This is a genomic window from Niallia circulans, assembly GCF_003726095.1.
GTDB classification, from domain to species: domain Bacteria; phylum Bacillota; class Bacilli; order Bacillales; family Cytobacillaceae; genus Niallia; species Niallia circulans_A.
The window spans coordinates 4,845,707-4,862,766 of record NZ_CP026031.1 but is presented as its reverse complement, the minus strand read 5'-3'; the positions used below and the strand labels follow the sequence as shown (position 1 = coordinate 4,862,766).

General features: G+C 38.3%; 14 protein-coding genes. 2 read left to right on the top strand and 12 right to left on the bottom strand.

The features are described from left to right. Nucleotides 1-139: 139 nt before the first annotated feature. Nucleotides 140-2,959: a lipocalin-like domain-containing protein gene (locus tag C2I06_RS23160; protein WP_123258952.1), complete on the bottom strand. Its 2,820-nt coding sequence runs from the start codon at nt 2,957-2,959 to the stop codon at nt 140-142. Between the two features lie 745 nt (nt 2,960-3,704). On the opposite strand from C2I06_RS23160, the gene C2I06_RS23155 reads away from it, so the two are divergent. Then, nucleotides 3,705-4,751: a lactonase family protein gene (locus C2I06_RS23155; RefSeq protein WP_123258951.1), complete on the top strand. Its 1,047-nt coding sequence runs from the start codon at nt 3,705-3,707 to the stop codon at nt 4,749-4,751. A gap of 56 nt (nt 4,752-4,807) precedes the next feature. On the opposite strand, the gene C2I06_RS23150 is transcribed toward C2I06_RS23155, so the two are convergent. The 5 genes from C2I06_RS23150 to C2I06_RS23130 all read right to left on the bottom strand — a co-directional run bounded on the left by C2I06_RS23150 (nt 4,808) and on the right by C2I06_RS23130 (nt 9,971). Then, nucleotides 4,808-5,518 carry an ABC transporter ATP-binding protein gene (locus C2I06_RS23150; RefSeq protein ID WP_095330971.1) on the bottom strand — a complete coding sequence of 237 codons (711 nt, stop codon included), beginning with the start codon at nt 5,516-5,518 and terminating at the stop codon, nt 4,808-4,810. A 13-nt stretch (nt 5,519-5,531) separates the two neighbouring features. Further along, nucleotides 5,532-6,308, bottom strand: coding sequence for an ABC transporter ATP-binding protein (locus C2I06_RS23145; protein ID WP_047944647.1), 777 nt, complete (start codon nt 6,306-6,308; stop codon nt 5,532-5,534). Beyond that, nucleotides 6,305-7,570 (bottom strand): branched-chain amino acid ABC transporter permease, encoded by a 1,266-nt coding sequence (locus C2I06_RS23140; protein ID WP_095330969.1) that lies wholly within the window; start codon nt 7,568-7,570, stop codon nt 6,305-6,307. The genes C2I06_RS23145 and C2I06_RS23140 overlap by 4 nt, the downstream gene beginning before the upstream one ends. Before the next feature lie 9 nt (nt 7,571-7,579). Further along, the gene (locus tag C2I06_RS23135) at nt 7,580-8,557 is read right to left on the bottom strand and encodes a branched-chain amino acid ABC transporter permease (protein WP_047944649.1); all 978 of its coding nucleotides are present in this window, start codon (nt 8,555-8,557) and stop codon (nt 7,580-7,582) included. A gap of 220 nt (nt 8,558-8,777) precedes the next feature. Next, entirely contained in the window at nt 8,778-9,971 is a 1,194-nt protein-coding gene (locus C2I06_RS23130; protein WP_095330967.1) for a branched-chain amino acid ABC transporter substrate-binding protein, read from the bottom strand. A gap of 457 nt (nt 9,972-10,428) precedes the next feature. Between C2I06_RS23130 and C2I06_RS25895 the strand changes: the two genes are divergently transcribed. Continuing rightward, nucleotides 10,429-10,557 (top strand): hypothetical protein, encoded by a 129-nt coding sequence (locus C2I06_RS25895; RefSeq protein ID WP_275068569.1) that lies wholly within the window; start codon nt 10,429-10,431, stop codon nt 10,555-10,557. Nucleotides 10,558-11,305: 748 nt separating this feature from the next. Here C2I06_RS25895 and C2I06_RS23115 read toward each other — a convergent pair. The 6 genes from C2I06_RS23115 to C2I06_RS23090 form a co-directional block, all read right to left on the bottom strand. Next, entirely contained in the window at nt 11,306-11,827 is a 522-nt protein-coding gene (locus tag C2I06_RS23115; RefSeq protein WP_047944652.1) for an acyl-CoA thioesterase, read from the bottom strand. Nucleotides 11,828-11,846: 19 nt separating this feature from the next. Next, nucleotides 11,847-13,331, bottom strand: coding sequence for a HAMP domain-containing sensor histidine kinase (locus tag C2I06_RS23110; RefSeq protein WP_164463768.1), 1,485 nt, complete (start codon nt 13,329-13,331; stop codon nt 11,847-11,849). Further along, nucleotides 13,270-13,959, bottom strand: a complete 690-nt coding sequence (locus tag C2I06_RS23105; protein ID WP_095330959.1) for a response regulator transcription factor — start codon at nt 13,957-13,959, stop codon at nt 13,270-13,272. Before C2I06_RS23105 ends, C2I06_RS23110 begins: the two co-directional genes overlap by 62 nt. 102 nt (nt 13,960-14,061) lie before the next feature. Further along, nucleotides 14,062-15,240 (bottom strand): ABC transporter permease, encoded by a 1,179-nt coding sequence (locus tag C2I06_RS23100; protein WP_123258949.1) that lies wholly within the window; start codon nt 15,238-15,240, stop codon nt 14,062-14,064. After that, on the bottom strand, nt 15,237-15,938 hold the full coding sequence (locus C2I06_RS23095) for an ABC transporter ATP-binding protein (RefSeq protein ID WP_095330955.1): 702 nt from the start codon (nt 15,936-15,938) through the stop codon (nt 15,237-15,239). Before C2I06_RS23095 ends, C2I06_RS23100 begins: the two co-directional genes overlap by 4 nt. Then, complete coding sequence (locus C2I06_RS23090) at nt 15,935-16,954, bottom strand: efflux RND transporter periplasmic adaptor subunit (protein WP_095330953.1); 1,020 nt, start codon at nt 16,952-16,954, stop codon at nt 15,935-15,937. Before C2I06_RS23090 ends, C2I06_RS23095 begins: the two co-directional genes overlap by 4 nt. Between the last annotated feature and the right edge of the window lie 106 nt (nt 16,955-17,060).

Sequence of the window (17,060 nt, the reverse complement as noted above, 5' to 3'; positions counted from 1 at the left end):
GGCTTCCCTGTTCTTATACCTAATTTGTTTTAGTTTTTTCACTAGAAATAATGCTGAAAGAGTATTTTATTTCCCCATCTACCATTCTAAAAACGAAGAACCACTTAATCACTGCAGAAATTAAGTGGTCCATCATGATTTATTTCACTTTCATGGCCCGTTTTCGTTTAACTAAGGATATACTTAAGCCCGCAGCCAATAGGAATAATCCTCCGATTATCCAATTATATTCGTTTGTTGCAGTGTTCGGTAATGCTTTCCCTGTGTTGTCAGTCTGCGGATTTTCAGCACTTGGCTTATCTGTTCCCGGCTTTTCTGCTCCCGGCTCTTCTGTTCCTGGCTCTTCTGCTCCCGGCTCTTCTGCTCCCGGTTCTTCTGCTCCCGGCTCTTCTACTACTGGATTTTCAAAAAGTGATTGCATTTCGGTTTCTGTAAGGACAAGTCCATCATATACGCGTACTTCATCCATTAAACCTTTAAAGGGAATGTCCCAATAGTTTACACCTAAACTAAATTGGGCATTAACGGTTGTAAAAATATCTGGAAAATTCCCATCAGAAAATTTTTCCTCTCCATTAATGTAGACCTTTGCTTCTCCTTCATTTACCGTAAATCCGAAATGTGTCCATTCATTTTCCGGTATTATTGAGTCAGAAACTGCATCATACCATTGATCACCGTTATGAGACCATACCTTTGTCACATTCTGTGCATTCGGCACAAGACTAATCCAATTATTCTCTGTTCTCGCACCGAAGAAAGTCGTTGTAAATTCCGTGATTTCTTCCGGTTTTATCCAAAGTGATAGGGAATACTTATTACTTGCAATTAAACCATCTGCCAATTTAAGTCCAGATTCTCCGTTAAATTTAGCAGCATTCCCTGCAATACCCTTTGCAAACGTAACTTCCCCGCCTGTATTGTGAATGCGATCACCTGTTACTATTGCATCGGCTTGATTACCAGATCGATCTGCAAACCCATCATTAAAGTCATAATAGGCAGTTAATCTCCCTTCCTCTTCTGCTAATACATGAACCATTACAGACAATGATTCTTTCGCATCCCCTAAAGTAATAGTTGCTGTTAATTTTACATCAGCATTTTCAGAACCAAATGGCGGTCTTGTTACAATCCCATCATTGGAAATGATTTCTGGCTGTGAAGATACCCAGACAATGGCTGTACCTTGTGCTGCTTGAGTTGGCAAGGAGATATCCTTGATTACCTCGGTCGGAATGGCCTTAATTAGTTCCGCTTTCACACTTGCTACCACTTCTTGGTTTGATTTACTATCCCCACGACTCCCCCAAATTACCACTCCTTCACCAGACATGGCACTAAAGGTCATCACCCATTTCGCGGTCGCAGGATCATATTGACGAATAAATACGCCATCATATATTTGCCCTTCTATCTCAACTTCCACTCTGTAATCATCGTATAGCTTCCATGTCCCACTTACAGCACCGGAAACTGTCTTATCTGCATTTAATTTAATCCATTGCGATTCTGTTAATTTCCCCGTAATTTCTTTGCCGTGATTGATATACTTATAATCACCAACAATATCTTTCTCAGACACAGTCTCTATTGTTTCACCCGCATATTGAAATGGAGTTGGCACTGGCCATTTCTCCTTGTTTTTAAAGGTTTGATGGACACGCACTTGATGCAGTTCTCCTTGTTGAGGGAATCGAGCATGTGTCACAATAAACTCTTTGCCAAGTTCTTCTTCTATCAAAAAAGAATTATGTCCTGGTGACATATAGCCTGTTCCTATCCCACTGCCATCTTCTCCAAAATCTCTTTTAAACAAGAAATTTCCCATCATTTTATTCCCAATTTCTTTATGATCATCATTGCTCGGGAAATTTCCTGGACCTAAATTAAAGCTTTCTGGAAAAACAGCAGCATTGCCAGATGCGTCTTCATACGGTCCATCAATCTTTTTTGATCTGAACTGCCTCATTTGATAACCACCGTCAGAAGCTAATCCACCGTACGTAATGTAAAGATAGTAATACCCTGTTTCCTTATCGTAGACAGCATATGTTCCTTCCCCAGATCTTCCATATCCTCCAGCAATCTTCGTACCGAAATATCGATCAACTATTCTGCCATCCGAGGTTTTTTCATCCTTTCTAGGATAAATGGGTACACCAGTTTTCTTATCTAGCGGCAAAATAAACGTTCCACCTGACCAGGAACCATATGTCATCCATAAATCTCCATTCTCATCATAGAGAATATTTGCATCAATCGCATTCGTATAAAGGGCGTTATTATAATTTCCCTCACTTGTAAACCAATCTGGATTTACATTATCTAAAGTACCGTCTGCAATCAACTCTGCGATATTCGTATTTTCCCAATGTTTATTAATCACACTCTTATTATCAGTCGTTTCATAATTGGTAAAACCAGAATATATAATAGTATCCCTATAATCATAAGGTCCCTCTATATTTTTCGATACAGCAATGCCTATCGCTGAACGAATATAGGTAGAAGAGACACTATAATACAACATATAAGCTCCCTTTGAACCATCATCCCAAGCATAATCTTTATTCCAAAAAATATCAGGAGCCCATACAGAATAGCCCCCAGTGCTATCTGCATCATTTTCCCCTGCCCATTTAAAAGACTCTGCAAGATTTTCAGACAAATTCCCATAGATTGGATTATTTTCTGGCGTTTGATATTCACTTGTCACCAGAGAAGTCCAATTCATTAAGTCCGTTGATTTGGCTGCTGCTATATGTGATCCAAAAACATAATAAGAGCCATTATCCCCTTTAATGATGGACGGGTCGTGAACGGAAACATGCTGAAATTCGATCGAATCAGCTTGAGAGCCTTCTGCCTTTACCTGTTTCTCCTTTTCATAAGGCCATGGAAATAGTACGATTATGACCAACAAAAAAAATAGCCATTTTTTTATAACACACTTCACCGTTTCATTCTCCCCTTCACTGCGTTAGTTTGTAAACGCATACATTTCTATCCATAATAAATCCCATCTTATCTACATTTTTTGATAGGAAGTCTCGTGGTGTACAGAACCAAAGTGAACGTTCAAATTTTTTATGTAAAATGGGGTACAATATGGATGCCTTTCGATGATACTAACATTTAATTAACCACATTAAATTAACTTTTTTATTAATTATATTCCCACTCCTTTCTTAGCTTCCAGCTTACACTACTCTCCATTAGCTTACTATATCCCCACTTCTTAAACAATATAAAAAGTCGCATTTTAGAGAAACTTCATAGATTTAAAGATGCTAATCTACTTACTATCCTATGTTTATCTCCCCTAATAAGTACTATTTTTAAATTACAAAAATAAACGATAAGTGTTTTTTACCTCACCTTAATTAACATAATTATTAATTAAAATAAGATAAAACCACCCTCATCGGTAGAAGCGTTATGTTTCCTCTGATATTGGAAAAACAAGATTATTACATTCCTATTATCCAGGAAAAATTCGACAAAACGCATTCATTCTTCCAATATTCCCCTTTAAAGTAGCTGAAAATTCCCTCTTGTTTCAAGAAAGCAATTTGGGGAAAATAGTACTAACTAGTACTTTTATTTGAATAGACAGACTCTAATTTGTACCTTTTGATTAGGCTCGTGCTATAATTAATAAATAGTATTAATTTTGTAAAAATGTTAAAGGAGATCTGTTTATGACAAAATTCACTGGCTACATTGGCACATACACAAAAAAGACTAGTAAAGGTATTTATTCATTTGTATTAGACACAGACGCAAAAAAAATCACAGATGTTTCTCTAGTGGCTGAAATTGAAAACCCTACCTATTTAACGGTTACAAACGATAATCAACATTTATTCGCAGTCGGTAAAGAAGGCTCTTTAGGCGGCGTTTCTGCTTACACTATTGATTCAGATGGCAGTCTTGCCCTTATTAACAGCGAATATACGGAAGGAGCATCTCCTTGCCATGTAAGTGTAAACGCAGACAAAACGCTTGTTCTTTCTGCAAACTATCATAAAGGAACTGCCGAATCCTATCCGGTACATACAGATGGCTCATTAAGCAGTGCTGCATCTATCATTGAGCATTCAGGGACAGGCCCAAATCCAGCTCGTCAAGAAAAACCTCATATGCATTTTGCTGGATTCAGTCCTAATGATCAATATGCAGTTTCTGTTGATTTAGGAACAGACCGAGTAGATACGTACAAGCTTGTTGATGGAAAGCTAGAAGAAGTCAGCAGTTTATCCGTTAAACCTGGAAGTGGTCCAAGACATATTGCCTTCCATCCTAATGGCAAATTTGCTTATGTCATGACAGAATTAAGCAATGAAGTCATTGCATTATCTTTTAATGCTGAAACTGGAGCATTCGAGGAATTACAATACATCTCTACACTACCAATTGATTTTACGGAAAATAGCCAAGGAAGTGCTATCCATCTTTCTTCAGACGGAAACTATGTTTATGCAGGAAATCGCGGTCATAATTCAATTGCGATTTTCCAAGTAAATGGGGAAACTGGTCAATTAACCTTTATTGACAGAACTTCAACAGAAGGAAACTGGCCGAGAGATTTCGTTCTAGATCCAACAGAACAATTCTTGCTTGCATCCAATGAACAATCAGATACCCTTACTTTATTTGAAAGAGATACAGTTACTGGAAAACTAACTTTATTGCAATCAGAGATAGAAGCACCAGAACCAGTATGTGTAAAATTCTTAAATAATTAATTCAGTCATAAAAAAGGAGAAGGTCTCATAAAAAGCCTTCTCCTTTTTCTCTATCCTTATGCTAAGTAAGCTTCCTGCACTTGTTTATTGGTAATCAACTCTGCTCCTGTTCCTTCTAATACAATTTCTCCTGTTTGAATGACATACCCTCTACTGGCAATTTGCAATGCTTGAAAGGCATTCTGTTCTACTAATAAAATTGTCATTCCTTGGTTATTGAGTTCTTTAATAATTTCAAAGATTTGCTCGACAATAATTGGCGCAAGTCCCATTGATGGTTCATCCAACATTAGTACTTCTGGCTGCATCATAAGCGCTCGCCCTATTGCCAGCATTTGCTGCTCGCCACCACTCATGGTTCCTCCTTTTTGCTCGACTCTTTCTTTTAATCTCGGAAAATACTCAAATACTTTTTGCATTCTTGCTTCCATTAATTGTTTATCCTTTACAGCAAAAGCGCCAATTAATAGATTTTCTCGTACAGATAGCTTAGGAAAAATCCGCCTTCCTTCTGGCACTTGGGAAATCCCTAAAACGGCTGTCTTATGGGCTGCTACATTAGCAATATCTTTTCCATTAAAAAGAATACTGCCTTTTTTGATTGGAACCTGCCCGCTAATAGATTTAAGAGTCGTCGATTTGCCAGCACCATTACTTCCAATGAGGGTAACGATCTCTCCTTTATCAACATGTAAACTAATTCCTTTTAATGCCTGAATTCCTCCATACCAAGCTTCTATATCCGTTAATTCAAGTATCTTTTCCATGCTGCTTCCCCCTTTAAGCAAGTGATACTGCTCCTTTTCCTAAATAGGCTTCAATTACTTTCGGATTGGAACGTATCTCTTCCGGACCACCTTCTGCAATTTTTTCTCCATGATCCAATACGATGATATGGTTTGAAATTTCCATCACCAGCTTCATATCATGTTCAATTAAAATAATGGTCAAATCATATTTCTTACACATATCTTGAATTAAACCAGTTAATAGACTTGTTTCCTTCGGGTTCATACCAGCAGCAGGCTCATCTAATAATAAAACGCTAGGCTTTGTAGCTAGAGCACGAGCAATTTCTAATCTCCGTTGTGCTCCATATGATAAATTTGCCGCTGCTTCATTTAATAGATCAGCAAGCCCAACATATTCTAATAGGCGATATGCCTCTTTCATTGCTTTCTCTTCCTCCTGTTTAGCCTTTGGCAATTGAAGCAATGTCCCAACCAAGCTGCCTTTGATATGGTTATGCATTCCGACCATGACATTTTCCAATACGGTAATATCACTGAAAAGGCGGATATTCTGAAAGGTTCTGGAAATTCCTTGTTTCGCTACGACATGCGGCTTAAGCCCGGCAATTGTTTTTCCGTCAAGGAGAATTTCCCCAGATGTCGGTTTATACACCCCTGTTATCATATTGAAAAAAGTCGTTTTTCCCGCTCCATTCGGTCCTATTACCGCTGTGATGGAATTCCTCTCGACAGACATATCAATATTGGAATTCGCAACAAGTCCACCAAACTTTTTCGTTAGTCCTTTCACTTCGAGTATATTCATTTGTGCCCCTCCTTAAGCAATATAGTAGACTCCTGCTTTTCTGCTATGCTCTCTTTTAATTTCTTGGCATTAACCTTTTTATTTTTTGCCGGTATTAATCCTTGTGGACGATATAAGGTCATAATAATTAAAAGGGCACCGAAGATAAATCTTTGCATTTTTGCTGGAGATAAGGCATCAGGAATAGTGGTTACTTGGCTTAGCCACCCCGTTAACTCGGTTAGCACCTGTAAGTTTAATATCGTTACAACTGCCGCTCCTAGAATAACACCTGGCACACTTCCCATTCCTCCAAGGATGACCATAACAAGAATGGTCGTAGATTCTAAGTAAGTGAAACTTGTTGGATCCACAAACATTTGCTTTGCGGCAAACACAACTCCCATCATTCCGGAAAAGGATGCCCCAATAGCAAATGCCGTCAACTTTGTTTTTACAAGGGGAATTCCCATCGCTTGTGCAGCAATCTCATTTTCTCTGACCGCCTTCCAAGAACGGCCTAATTTTGTATGTTCCATTCTAGTCACAGCATAAATTACAATAATAAACATAACTAGCACAATATAATAGAATTGGTTCGGCTGTGACAAAGTAATACCAAATAATTCAGGCTGTTGAATACTTGGCAGCCCCATCGCTCCATTCGTGATATTTACTGGCTTATCTAAGTTATTAAATACAATCCGGATTATTTCCCCAAAACCTAATGTAACAATAGCCAAATAATCTCCTTTTACTCTTAATACTGGAATCCCTAATAAAACCCCAAATAGAGCAGCTACAAATAAACCAATGATAATAAAAAACCAAAAGCTATTTCCGGACAATGGATATGTTCCAAAGGGCATGAAGTTATTCGCTTGTGCTGTCGCAAACACGCCATATGTGTAGGCGCCAACAGCAAAGAAAGCAACAAATCCTAAATCAAGCAACCCTGCAAGACCAACAACGATATTCAGCCCTAAAGCCATACAAACATAAATCCCTACCATAGTTGCTACTTCCATATATGCTTGATAGGATGGCCCTTGACTAGCTGAAATCGGGAGAACAATCACTAAAATAAGTAAAGCAATTCCCCACTTCATTTTATTTCCAAGATTCATATAATATAGGAGTAATAGCGATAGCAATAATAGTAAAAAGGCAATCACTGATTTTTGCGAGAAAGCCAATGCAGCAGTTGTCACCAATACATAAGCAAAGAAAAGAATAATTTGGGCAACTTTATTTGTTTGGATGGTTTTAATCATGTTAGCCATCTTTTCCACCTACACTTTCTCTGCTACGGCTTTGCCAAATAAGCCTTCTGGTTTAAAAATAAGGACGATAATCAATATGGCAAATGCAACAACATCTTTATATTCTGCTCCCATAATCCCGCCTGTGATTACCGACAGATTCGCTGCGGTGAACATTTCAATCAGTCCAATTAACATACCGCCGAGCATTGCTCCGCGTATATTGCCAATTCCGCCTAAAACTGCGGCAGTAAAAGCTTTAAGTCCTAGTATAAATCCAATGTACGGATCGATTGTTCCATATTGAACAGCAAATAATACACCAGTGGCGCCGCCTAAAGCAGATCCTACAAAGAAAGTGACAGAGATAACCTTATTCACATTAATAGACATTAAAGATGCCGTGTCTCTATCTTGCGCCACAGCTCTCATCGCCATGCCCCACTTTGTTTTGTTAACAAAAAAATCTAATCCTACCATCAAAATAACGGCTACTATAATAACAACTAAAAACGAGCTTTTAAAACTTGCAGCATGAGAACCGAAAACAGATCCGATATTTATTTTGTCAGAAAATAGATTAGGCGAAGTAATTATGTAATTCCCTTTGAATAATTCTGTAATGAAACGAACGATATCCTGTAGTAAAAAGGAGATACCAATAGCTGAGATAAGAGCAATTAACTTTGGTGCTTTTCGCAGTGGACGATAAGCGACTCTTTCGATTCCCATTCCTAAAAAACCTGTGATGAGACTAGTAATTAGGAGCATGACAATTAAGGAAAGTACAGCAGGCAGCATCGAAGTCCATCCTAGACTTGTTAAAGTAATTAAGATGGCCGTGCCAATGAATGCACCTGACATAAATATTTCCCCATGAGCAAAATTTATCAATTCTAATATTCCATAAACCATTGTGTATCCCAATGCAATAACGGCATACACCGCTCCTAATGTTAATCCATCAATTAAAACTTGCGGTAATGTTTGTAAAATTTCAGTTAGCATTCTCTTCCCCACACTTTTGATTTAATGGTTTTAGTAGATAGAGTTTAACCGCATAAGATGAAAGATTTCCCGCTACGGTTACTCAACAGATTCATTCTATTGACGTAATCACCATATATGCTGATTTCTATCTACTAAATAGCTAAGATTAATTTCCGGCATTTTAGTTCTTTACAAATAAAAAGGACGATTGATATTCATGTCCTTTTTATTTACTCGTTTATTGGCTAATTTCTCCATCTAATGTAGCTGGGTATTTGGCTTCATCAAATTTATAAATAAAGATTTTTGCGAATTTATTATCTCCTTTCTCATCAAATCCAACTTCTGTCACTACCCCTTTGTAATCTTGTGTAGCACGCACAGCTTTAGTAACCTCTTCACGTGTTGGTAATTTGTTATCATTCTCTTTAATTGCTTTTTCAATGCCTGCTAGTAAAACTGCTGCAGAGTCGTATGCATAGGCAGAATAGGACTCAATGTTTTTGCTGAATGCTGCTTTATAATCTTCAGCAAATTTTGTTCCTTCTTCTGATTGGGTTGTATCACCGGCAACGGAAGTAATGAAGGTATTTTTCACAGCATCTCCTGCGATTTCAACAAAAGTAGATGAGTCTAAACCATCTCCACCCATGAATGGAATATCTAATCCTTTTTCACGTGCTTGCTTTACCAAAATTCCCCCTTCTGCATAAAGGCCACCGTAATAGATTAGATCAGGTTTTTTAGAGGCTACTTGGTTTAAAACACCGTTAAAGTCTTTTTCACCAACGGTAATTCCCTCATAACCAACAACTTCAGCTCCTAAATCTTCCGCTGCTTCTTTAAAGGCATCTGCTAGACCTGAACCGTAAGCTGTTTTATCTTGAACAACAAAAATTTTCTTTGCCCCTAAAGTTTCCACGGCATATTGTGCCCCAGCAGGACCTTGGAAATCATCGCGGGCAACAACACGACTCACTGTTTTTAAACCGCGATCCGTATAGTCAGTGGCTGTACTTGCCGGAGATACACTTACAAGATTATTTTTTTCATAAACTTCAGATGCTGGAATGGAAACACCTGAGTTTAAGTGACCGACTACCCCTAATACAGATTTATCCGCAACCACTAAGTTAGCATTAGCAACCCCTTTTTTCGGATCTCCCTGATCATCCTGTGCATCTAATTTAAGTTCGAATCCTAATTCAGCAAACTTATCCTTTTGTTGATCAATAGCCAGCTGCGCTCCTAATTTAATTGCTTCCCCTAATGTAGCGCTGCCTCCAGAAAGTGGTGATTGTGTAACAATTTTAATTACTTTTTTGTCTCCTGAATCCCCTGAATCCGAGTTTGTGTTTGAAGCACAACCACTCATAAATCCTAAAGCTAATGTTGCAGTCATCGCGAAAGAAAGTACTTTTTTGGATAACATAATATGCCCCCTATCATTGTCTTTTTATCTATGAAACTACAGGATATTTTCCCAATTGCTCCTGTTCCATGTTTGGATTATAATCTTCTTCTAGACAAGTGTCTTTCATATTGTCAGAAAATTTAACAGTATATTTTTCTGAAAAGTTAATATATTCTGAAGCTTTTCTTCGTACTTCGAAATGATTAGGAATGATTGGTTGTTCCGCATATTGGACATTTGTTGGGGGGAAATTTAATTTAGTTTGAGGATTGGATGAGAGAAAAGATAGCAAATGATTGGGCATTACTTTCTAATATGGGGAGGTTGAGTGGAGATCATTCGCTTTGTGGGTGTGGTGGAAACGGGGTAGTTTCGTTGTCAAATTGTCTATTTTATCGTTTTATTAGTGATTTTTTAGCATTTTTTCTGAGATTAATAGAATTCTACACTCAAATTGAATGTAGAGGGTCTGAGTTTGGCTGATATCAGCCAAACTTTTCGACTTATCAGCCAATCTCTACGGCTTATCAGCCAAAATCTTCGACTTATCAGCCAAACTACTGATTTATCAGCCAAACTACCGATTTATCAGCCAAACTACTGACTTATCAGCCAAACTACTGATTTATCAGCCAAACTCTCGACTTATCAGCCAAACTCTCGACTTATCAGCCAAACTTTCGACTTATCAGCCAAACTCTCGACTTATCAGCCAAACTTTTCGACTTATCAGCCAAACTCTACGGCAACAGCCAAACTCTCGACTTATCAGCCAAACTTTCGACTTATCAGCCAAACTCTCGACTTATCAGCCAAACTCTCGACTTATCAGCCAAACTCTCGACTTATCAGCCAAACTCTCGACTTATCAGCCAAACTACTGATTTATCAGCCAAACTCCTCGACTTATCAGCCAAACTACTGATTTATCAGCCAAACTCCTCGACTTATCAGCCAAACTACTGATTTATCAGCCAAACTCCTCGACTTATCAGCCAAACTCCTCGACTTATCAGCCAAACTCTCGATTTATCAGCCAAACTCCTCGACTTATCAGCCAAACTCCTCGACTTATCAGCCAAACTCCCGATTTATCAGCCAAACTCTCGATTTATCAGCCAAACTCTCGATTTATCAGCCAAACTCTCGATTTATCAGCCAAACTACTGATTTATCAGCCAAACTCTCGACTTATCAGCCAAACTCCTCGACTTATCAGCCAAACTCTCGATTTATCAGCCAAACTCTCGATTTATCAGCCAAACTCTCGATTTATCAGCCAACTTGCCCGTTATCAGCCAAACTCTTCAACTTATCAGCCAACTTGCCCGTTCAGCCAAACCGGGGTCAACTTATCCCCAAGGCATATCGGTGCTAATAACACTTGCAAATGCCTTACTATGTTCTCTTCTATCTTTACGTATTTTTACGCGTTGTTCTGCTGTGTTATAAAGCATGGTCTCTTCCTCGGACTGGGGGATTACTTTAGGAACCCGTCTTGGCTTGCCGTTCTCATCTAATGCAACAAAGGTTAAAAAAGATGTAGCAGCGAGCTTTCTTTCCCCTGTTTTTAAATTTTCTGCTATTACCTTCACAAAAACTTCCATCGATGATTTTCCTGTATGTGTTACATAGGATTCTAAACATACAGAATCTGTCGGGCGAATAGGAAACAGGAAATCAACGGAGTCCGTTGAAGCTGTGACTACATCGCTTCTTGAATGTCTCGATGCAGAAATAGAGGCCACATCATCTATATAACTCATCAGTTTCCCTCCAAATAAGGAATTATGGTTATTTGTATCAATTGGGAATATTCGGCTTGTTTTTACTACTAATGATTCCTTGCAATATTTTTCTTCTTGAACTGTCATTCCGAACAGCCCCCTTTTTTTAAGTAAGTATTGGAAATTGTAATAGAAATATTGTAGATCTACCATCTGAATTTTGTAAAGATAAATGTCCTCCCTGTGCTTTGGCGAGCAGAAGACTATATGGCAATCCTAAGCCGAGCCCACGCTCGATATCTTTCTTATTTTTCCCTCGATAAAATCGTTCAAAAATATAAGCTTGTTCTTCTTTTGGTATGCCATAGCCATTATCTTCAACTAAAATTTTGATGTTCTGGTCATCATGGGTTAATCGGATTGTTATTTTTCCACCCTGCTTCCCCTTGATTGCATGTAAGCTATTATTTAATAAATTTACGATAATTTGTTGAAAACGAACACTATCAAGCATGGTAAAAATCGGCTTTTCTGGATTTATAAAGGTAAGTTTCGCAGAGGACAAAGACTCCGTATGGACAATTTCCCATTGATAAATAATTTCTTTTAAAGTCGCCTGTACATTCAGCTTTTCCTTATTCACTTTAATTGAACCAGCACTAAAGCTATTAAAATCTAGTAAATCCTCTACCATGCTTTGCAGTCTGCCAGCTTCTTTTAAACTCATCGATAAAAATTGGCTTTTCTTCTTTTCTGGAATGACATTGTCATTGACAGCTTGAATTAAAGCACTGATAGAGGTGATCGGTGTTTTTAATTCATGGGTAACTCCTGCGAGCAATTGTGTCCGTAAACTTTCCAATGCATAGAGGCGCTTAGTCATTTCGTTAAAAGACAGCATCAATTGGTATAACTCTTTTTCCTGCACTTCTTCATTTAATGTAATGTGATAGTTACCATTCATTAATTGTTGAGCAGCGTTGGCAACCTCTTCAACCGGCTTTGCCATCTTTTTAGATAAAGAATAAATAACGAACCAGCCTAGCAGCGCCAAACTAAGAAGCAACAATCCCAGTAATTGATATTCTTCCTTATTTAAATGCTGCAGTTGATTATGCGGCTGAATGATATAGACTGAACCTGTTGGCGTCCCATCCTTTAGAATAGGGGCTATGACAACTGATGCTTTTTGATTATTCCAGAGCGTGACCTTTTTAATCGTTAATTCACTGACTAAGGGCAAAGACTCAATTAGCTGCTGTTTTTCGCGAGAATCTGGTGGGAAGTTCTGATTCATAGAGCGGATATTACCGGCAGCATCTTTTAGAAAAACATCTAGTGGCTGCCCTTCATTGATAAACTTCTGTCTATCCTGCAAAAATGGCAGACGAATATCCTTCAATCTGCCTTCTACCATTTCATTAGCATGCTCCGCTATTTCCTGGGCAACTAATTTTGTTAATTCTAAGCGATTTTCCAAAGCATTATGGCGAATCCACAAAATTGAAATAATCCCGATAATCAAAAGTCCTCCACATAATGTCAGCAAATATCTTTTTGTCCAATAATATAGAAGAGGCGTTTTTTCTTTATTGTTTTTCCTGAATATAAAATTGATAGCCCAATCCGCGTAATGTTTTAATTTCGCCATCTTTTGGATCCCACCCATTTAATAATTTCCTTATTCTTTTAATCGCTAGATCAACCGCCCGATCACTTCCATCATAGTCATTTCCCCATACATGATCCAGAAGCTGATCCCTTGTAAATGTTTGATTTGGATTGCTTGCTAAAAAGAGAAAGACAGAAAGATCTCGCGGAGTGAAGGGAACCTCAATTCCATTAAGAAAAACTTGATGGGAGACATAATTTATTTTTAAATCGCCATAGTATTTCACTCGCTCATCTTCTTGATAATGGGAGGATCTTCTTAGTACCGCTTGGACACGGGCGATGACTTCCTCCCCTACAAACGGCTTGGTAATATAATCATCCGCTCCATTTTCAAACCCTTTTAGTTTTTGCTCTGTATCTGATAAAGCTGTAAGCATAATAACAGGACATGCCGATTTCTTACGAATAAACGAAAGAACGCTCCAGCCATCTACATATGGCATCATAATATCTAATAGAATAAGGGCAGGAGTTTCTTCCTCTAGCTTCCGTAAAGCCTCTTCTCCATTATAAGCATAATCTACATCATAGCCTGCATTTTCTAAATAAGCTCCTAAAACCATAGAAATTGCTAGTTCATCTTCCACAATTAGAATTTTTCTCATCATTTTTTCCTTATGCTTTATTTTTTCCTAATGAAACTCATTATACCTATTATTGTCAGAAGAAAAAATAGATCAGCCTTCTATCCAGCTGATCTATTCCTCTTATTGATATCTTAATGCTTCAAGGGGACTTAAGTTAGATGCTTTGTTCGCTGGAAAAATCCCAAAGATAATGCCAATTAGTACAGAGAAACTAACGGAACCACTGACAACCCACCACGTAATCTGGGAAGTCATCTCTAATGTGCTCGACAATATGTCTGCACTAGCGATTCCAATAGCTGCTCCTAAAATTCCGCCTAATGCACTAAGTACAATAGCTTCAATTAAAAATTGGAGCATAATATCTTTTTTCCGAGCACCTATTGCTTTTCTAATCCCAATTTCCCTTGTTCTTTCTGTAACCGAAACAAGCATGATATTCATAATTCCGATTCCTCCAACGATTAAGGAAATACTTGCTATGCCGGCTAATAACAATGTCATGGTATTGGAAACAGAATCAAGGGCCTCCGATACAGAAGATTGATTCCGCACAGAATAAGTAGTTTCATCTCCATCAAACTGATTGTATAATTCTTGCTTCATTTTTGCCATTCCCATTTCAACTGAATCCTCATCCGTCATAAGCACTGTTGCTGAAGTTACATAGGTTTGACCGATAAAGCGTTGTGCTGTTGTAAATGGAATCAGGACAGAATCATCTACAGATCCAGTTAACTCTTCCCCTTTTTCAGCAAGTACTCCGATTACTTTAAATGTTGTTCCATCAATTTGAACGGTTTTATCGACTGGATTTGCGAATCCGAATAACTCGGTTGCTATATTATACCCCAGCACCACTACTTTATTGCGATTATCCAAGTCAATGTCCATGACATTTCTTCCTGACTTCAAAGTAATATCCTGTACCTCTTCATAAGAAGTAGTAACACCTGTAACAGTAACTCCAGAGCTTGATGTCGTTCCATTTCTGAGTGTACTAGATGTTGTCACTGTTGGTGAAACAGCCTTTACTTCGTCAAATTCTGCAAATGCCATCAGTTCATTATAATCGACAACCTCTTCCTCACTAGAGTTTCCCGATAAATTTACAGAAACTGTTGTCGTTCCTAAGCCGGCAATGTCATCGGAAACAGAATTGGAGGCTCCCATTCCTAATGAGGTTAAAGCAATAACCGCTGCCACACCAATGATAATACCGAACATGGTAAGCACTGCTCTTAATTTATTCATTGCTATATTTTTAAAAGCTATCTTGATTGCTTGTCCTAATTTCAAGAGACAACTACCTCCTTTGTCTCTGCTAGGCGACCATCTTGAATGCGAATAACTCGCTTAGCCTGTTTAGCGATTTCTAAATCATGGGTGATTAAAATTATGGTATGCCCTTGTCTATTTAGGTCTTTCATTAAATTCATTACCTCGACTCCTGTCTTACTGTCTAACGCTCCAGTCGGCTCATCAGCAAGCAGGATTGGCGGATTCCCCGCAAGAGCACGGGCAATGGCCACGCGCTGTTGCTGTCCACCAGATAATTCTGTTGGTTTATGTCCCGCTCTTTCCAGTAATCCTACTTTTTTCAATGCCTGCATGGCAATTTCTTTTCTTTCCTTACTTCCGATTCCTCGATAAACCAAGGGCAGCTCCACATTTTCAAAGGCAGATTGTTTCGTAAGCAGATTAAAGGATTGGAAAATAAAACCGATCTTATGATTTCTCACTTCTGCTAACTGTTTGCTTTTTAACGAAAAAGCATTTTGCCCGTCCAAGTAATATTCACCAGAATCGGGTGTATCCAAGCAACCGATTATATTCATTAATGTTGATTTACCTGAACCAGACGGCCCAATGATAGCAATAAAATCCCCTTTATTGACTGTAAAGCTTACATTATCCAATGCCGTAACTGTCTCTCCTCCAAGTGTATATTCCTTTTTCACATTTTTTATTTCGACAATTGCATGCTTTTCTATCATTCATTTCTACCTCCAAATCCACCGGAAGGCATTCCGCCGCCTTGGCCTCTGAATTCACCATTTGGCATTTGACCTCTACCTTCTCCATTTGGCATTTGGCCACCACCAGGGAACATTCCTTGTGTTTCACTATCACTTGATGATTCAAATGTTGGCAGTACTACCGTTGTTCCTTCCTCTAAACCACTTTTAATCTCCGCAACTTCTGTATTTTGTAATCCTACTTCCACCGTTTGTTTTGTTGAGGCAGTTTCCTTTGTGCCATCTTCATTAGTAGTTGTGCCATTTGCTACTAGAACATAATATTCTTCATTCTCCTTTTGTACAGCTTCTACAGGAACCGTCACGACATCTTCCGCTTTATCGGTTGTGATAGTAGCTTCTGCTGTCATTCCAACCAACAATCCACTGGGCTTAGTTATTTTCACCGCAACCGCATATTTTGCGACACTAGTACTGTCACTGTTTGCTTCTTTTGCTACACTCGTAACTTTTCCAGTAAACTCTTTGTCTTCCAGTGCACTCACTTTTACATTAACAGCTTGTCCCGCCTTTACTTTCGAAATATCTAATTCATCTACGTTAACTACCATTTCTAGATTGTCATAATCAGTAACTGTTACAACTTCTGTTCCCATTGATACATTGCCATCTTCTGCAACATTTAGAGCTGTAATTTCACCAGAAAAAGTTGCAACAATTGGGTCGAGTGTATCATTCTCGAATGTTACTAGCTCGTCGCCTTCTTCTACCTCATCCCCTACTTCGACTAACACCTCGTCTACTGTTGCATTTCCTTCAGAAGTGAAAGTCTCTTTATTGATAGCTGCAATGCTTCCAGTACCACTTACCTCTATTTCAACATCACCAGCTTCTGCCGTTGCTGTTTGCGACCTAGCCTGTGCTCTTACTTCTGTTTGATTATCATTGCTAAAATAATAATAAGACCCAATCCCCGTCCCTATTACCAAAACTGTTACTCCACTAATAATCCACTTCTTTATACTTTTCTTCATTTTTTGCTTCAACCTCTTTCTATTCTATTTTAATGAATTTACTTGATTCATTGTCTTGCTGTTTACAAGTAATAGAATAAAAGAGTTATGTGTCAGGAAGAAGTCA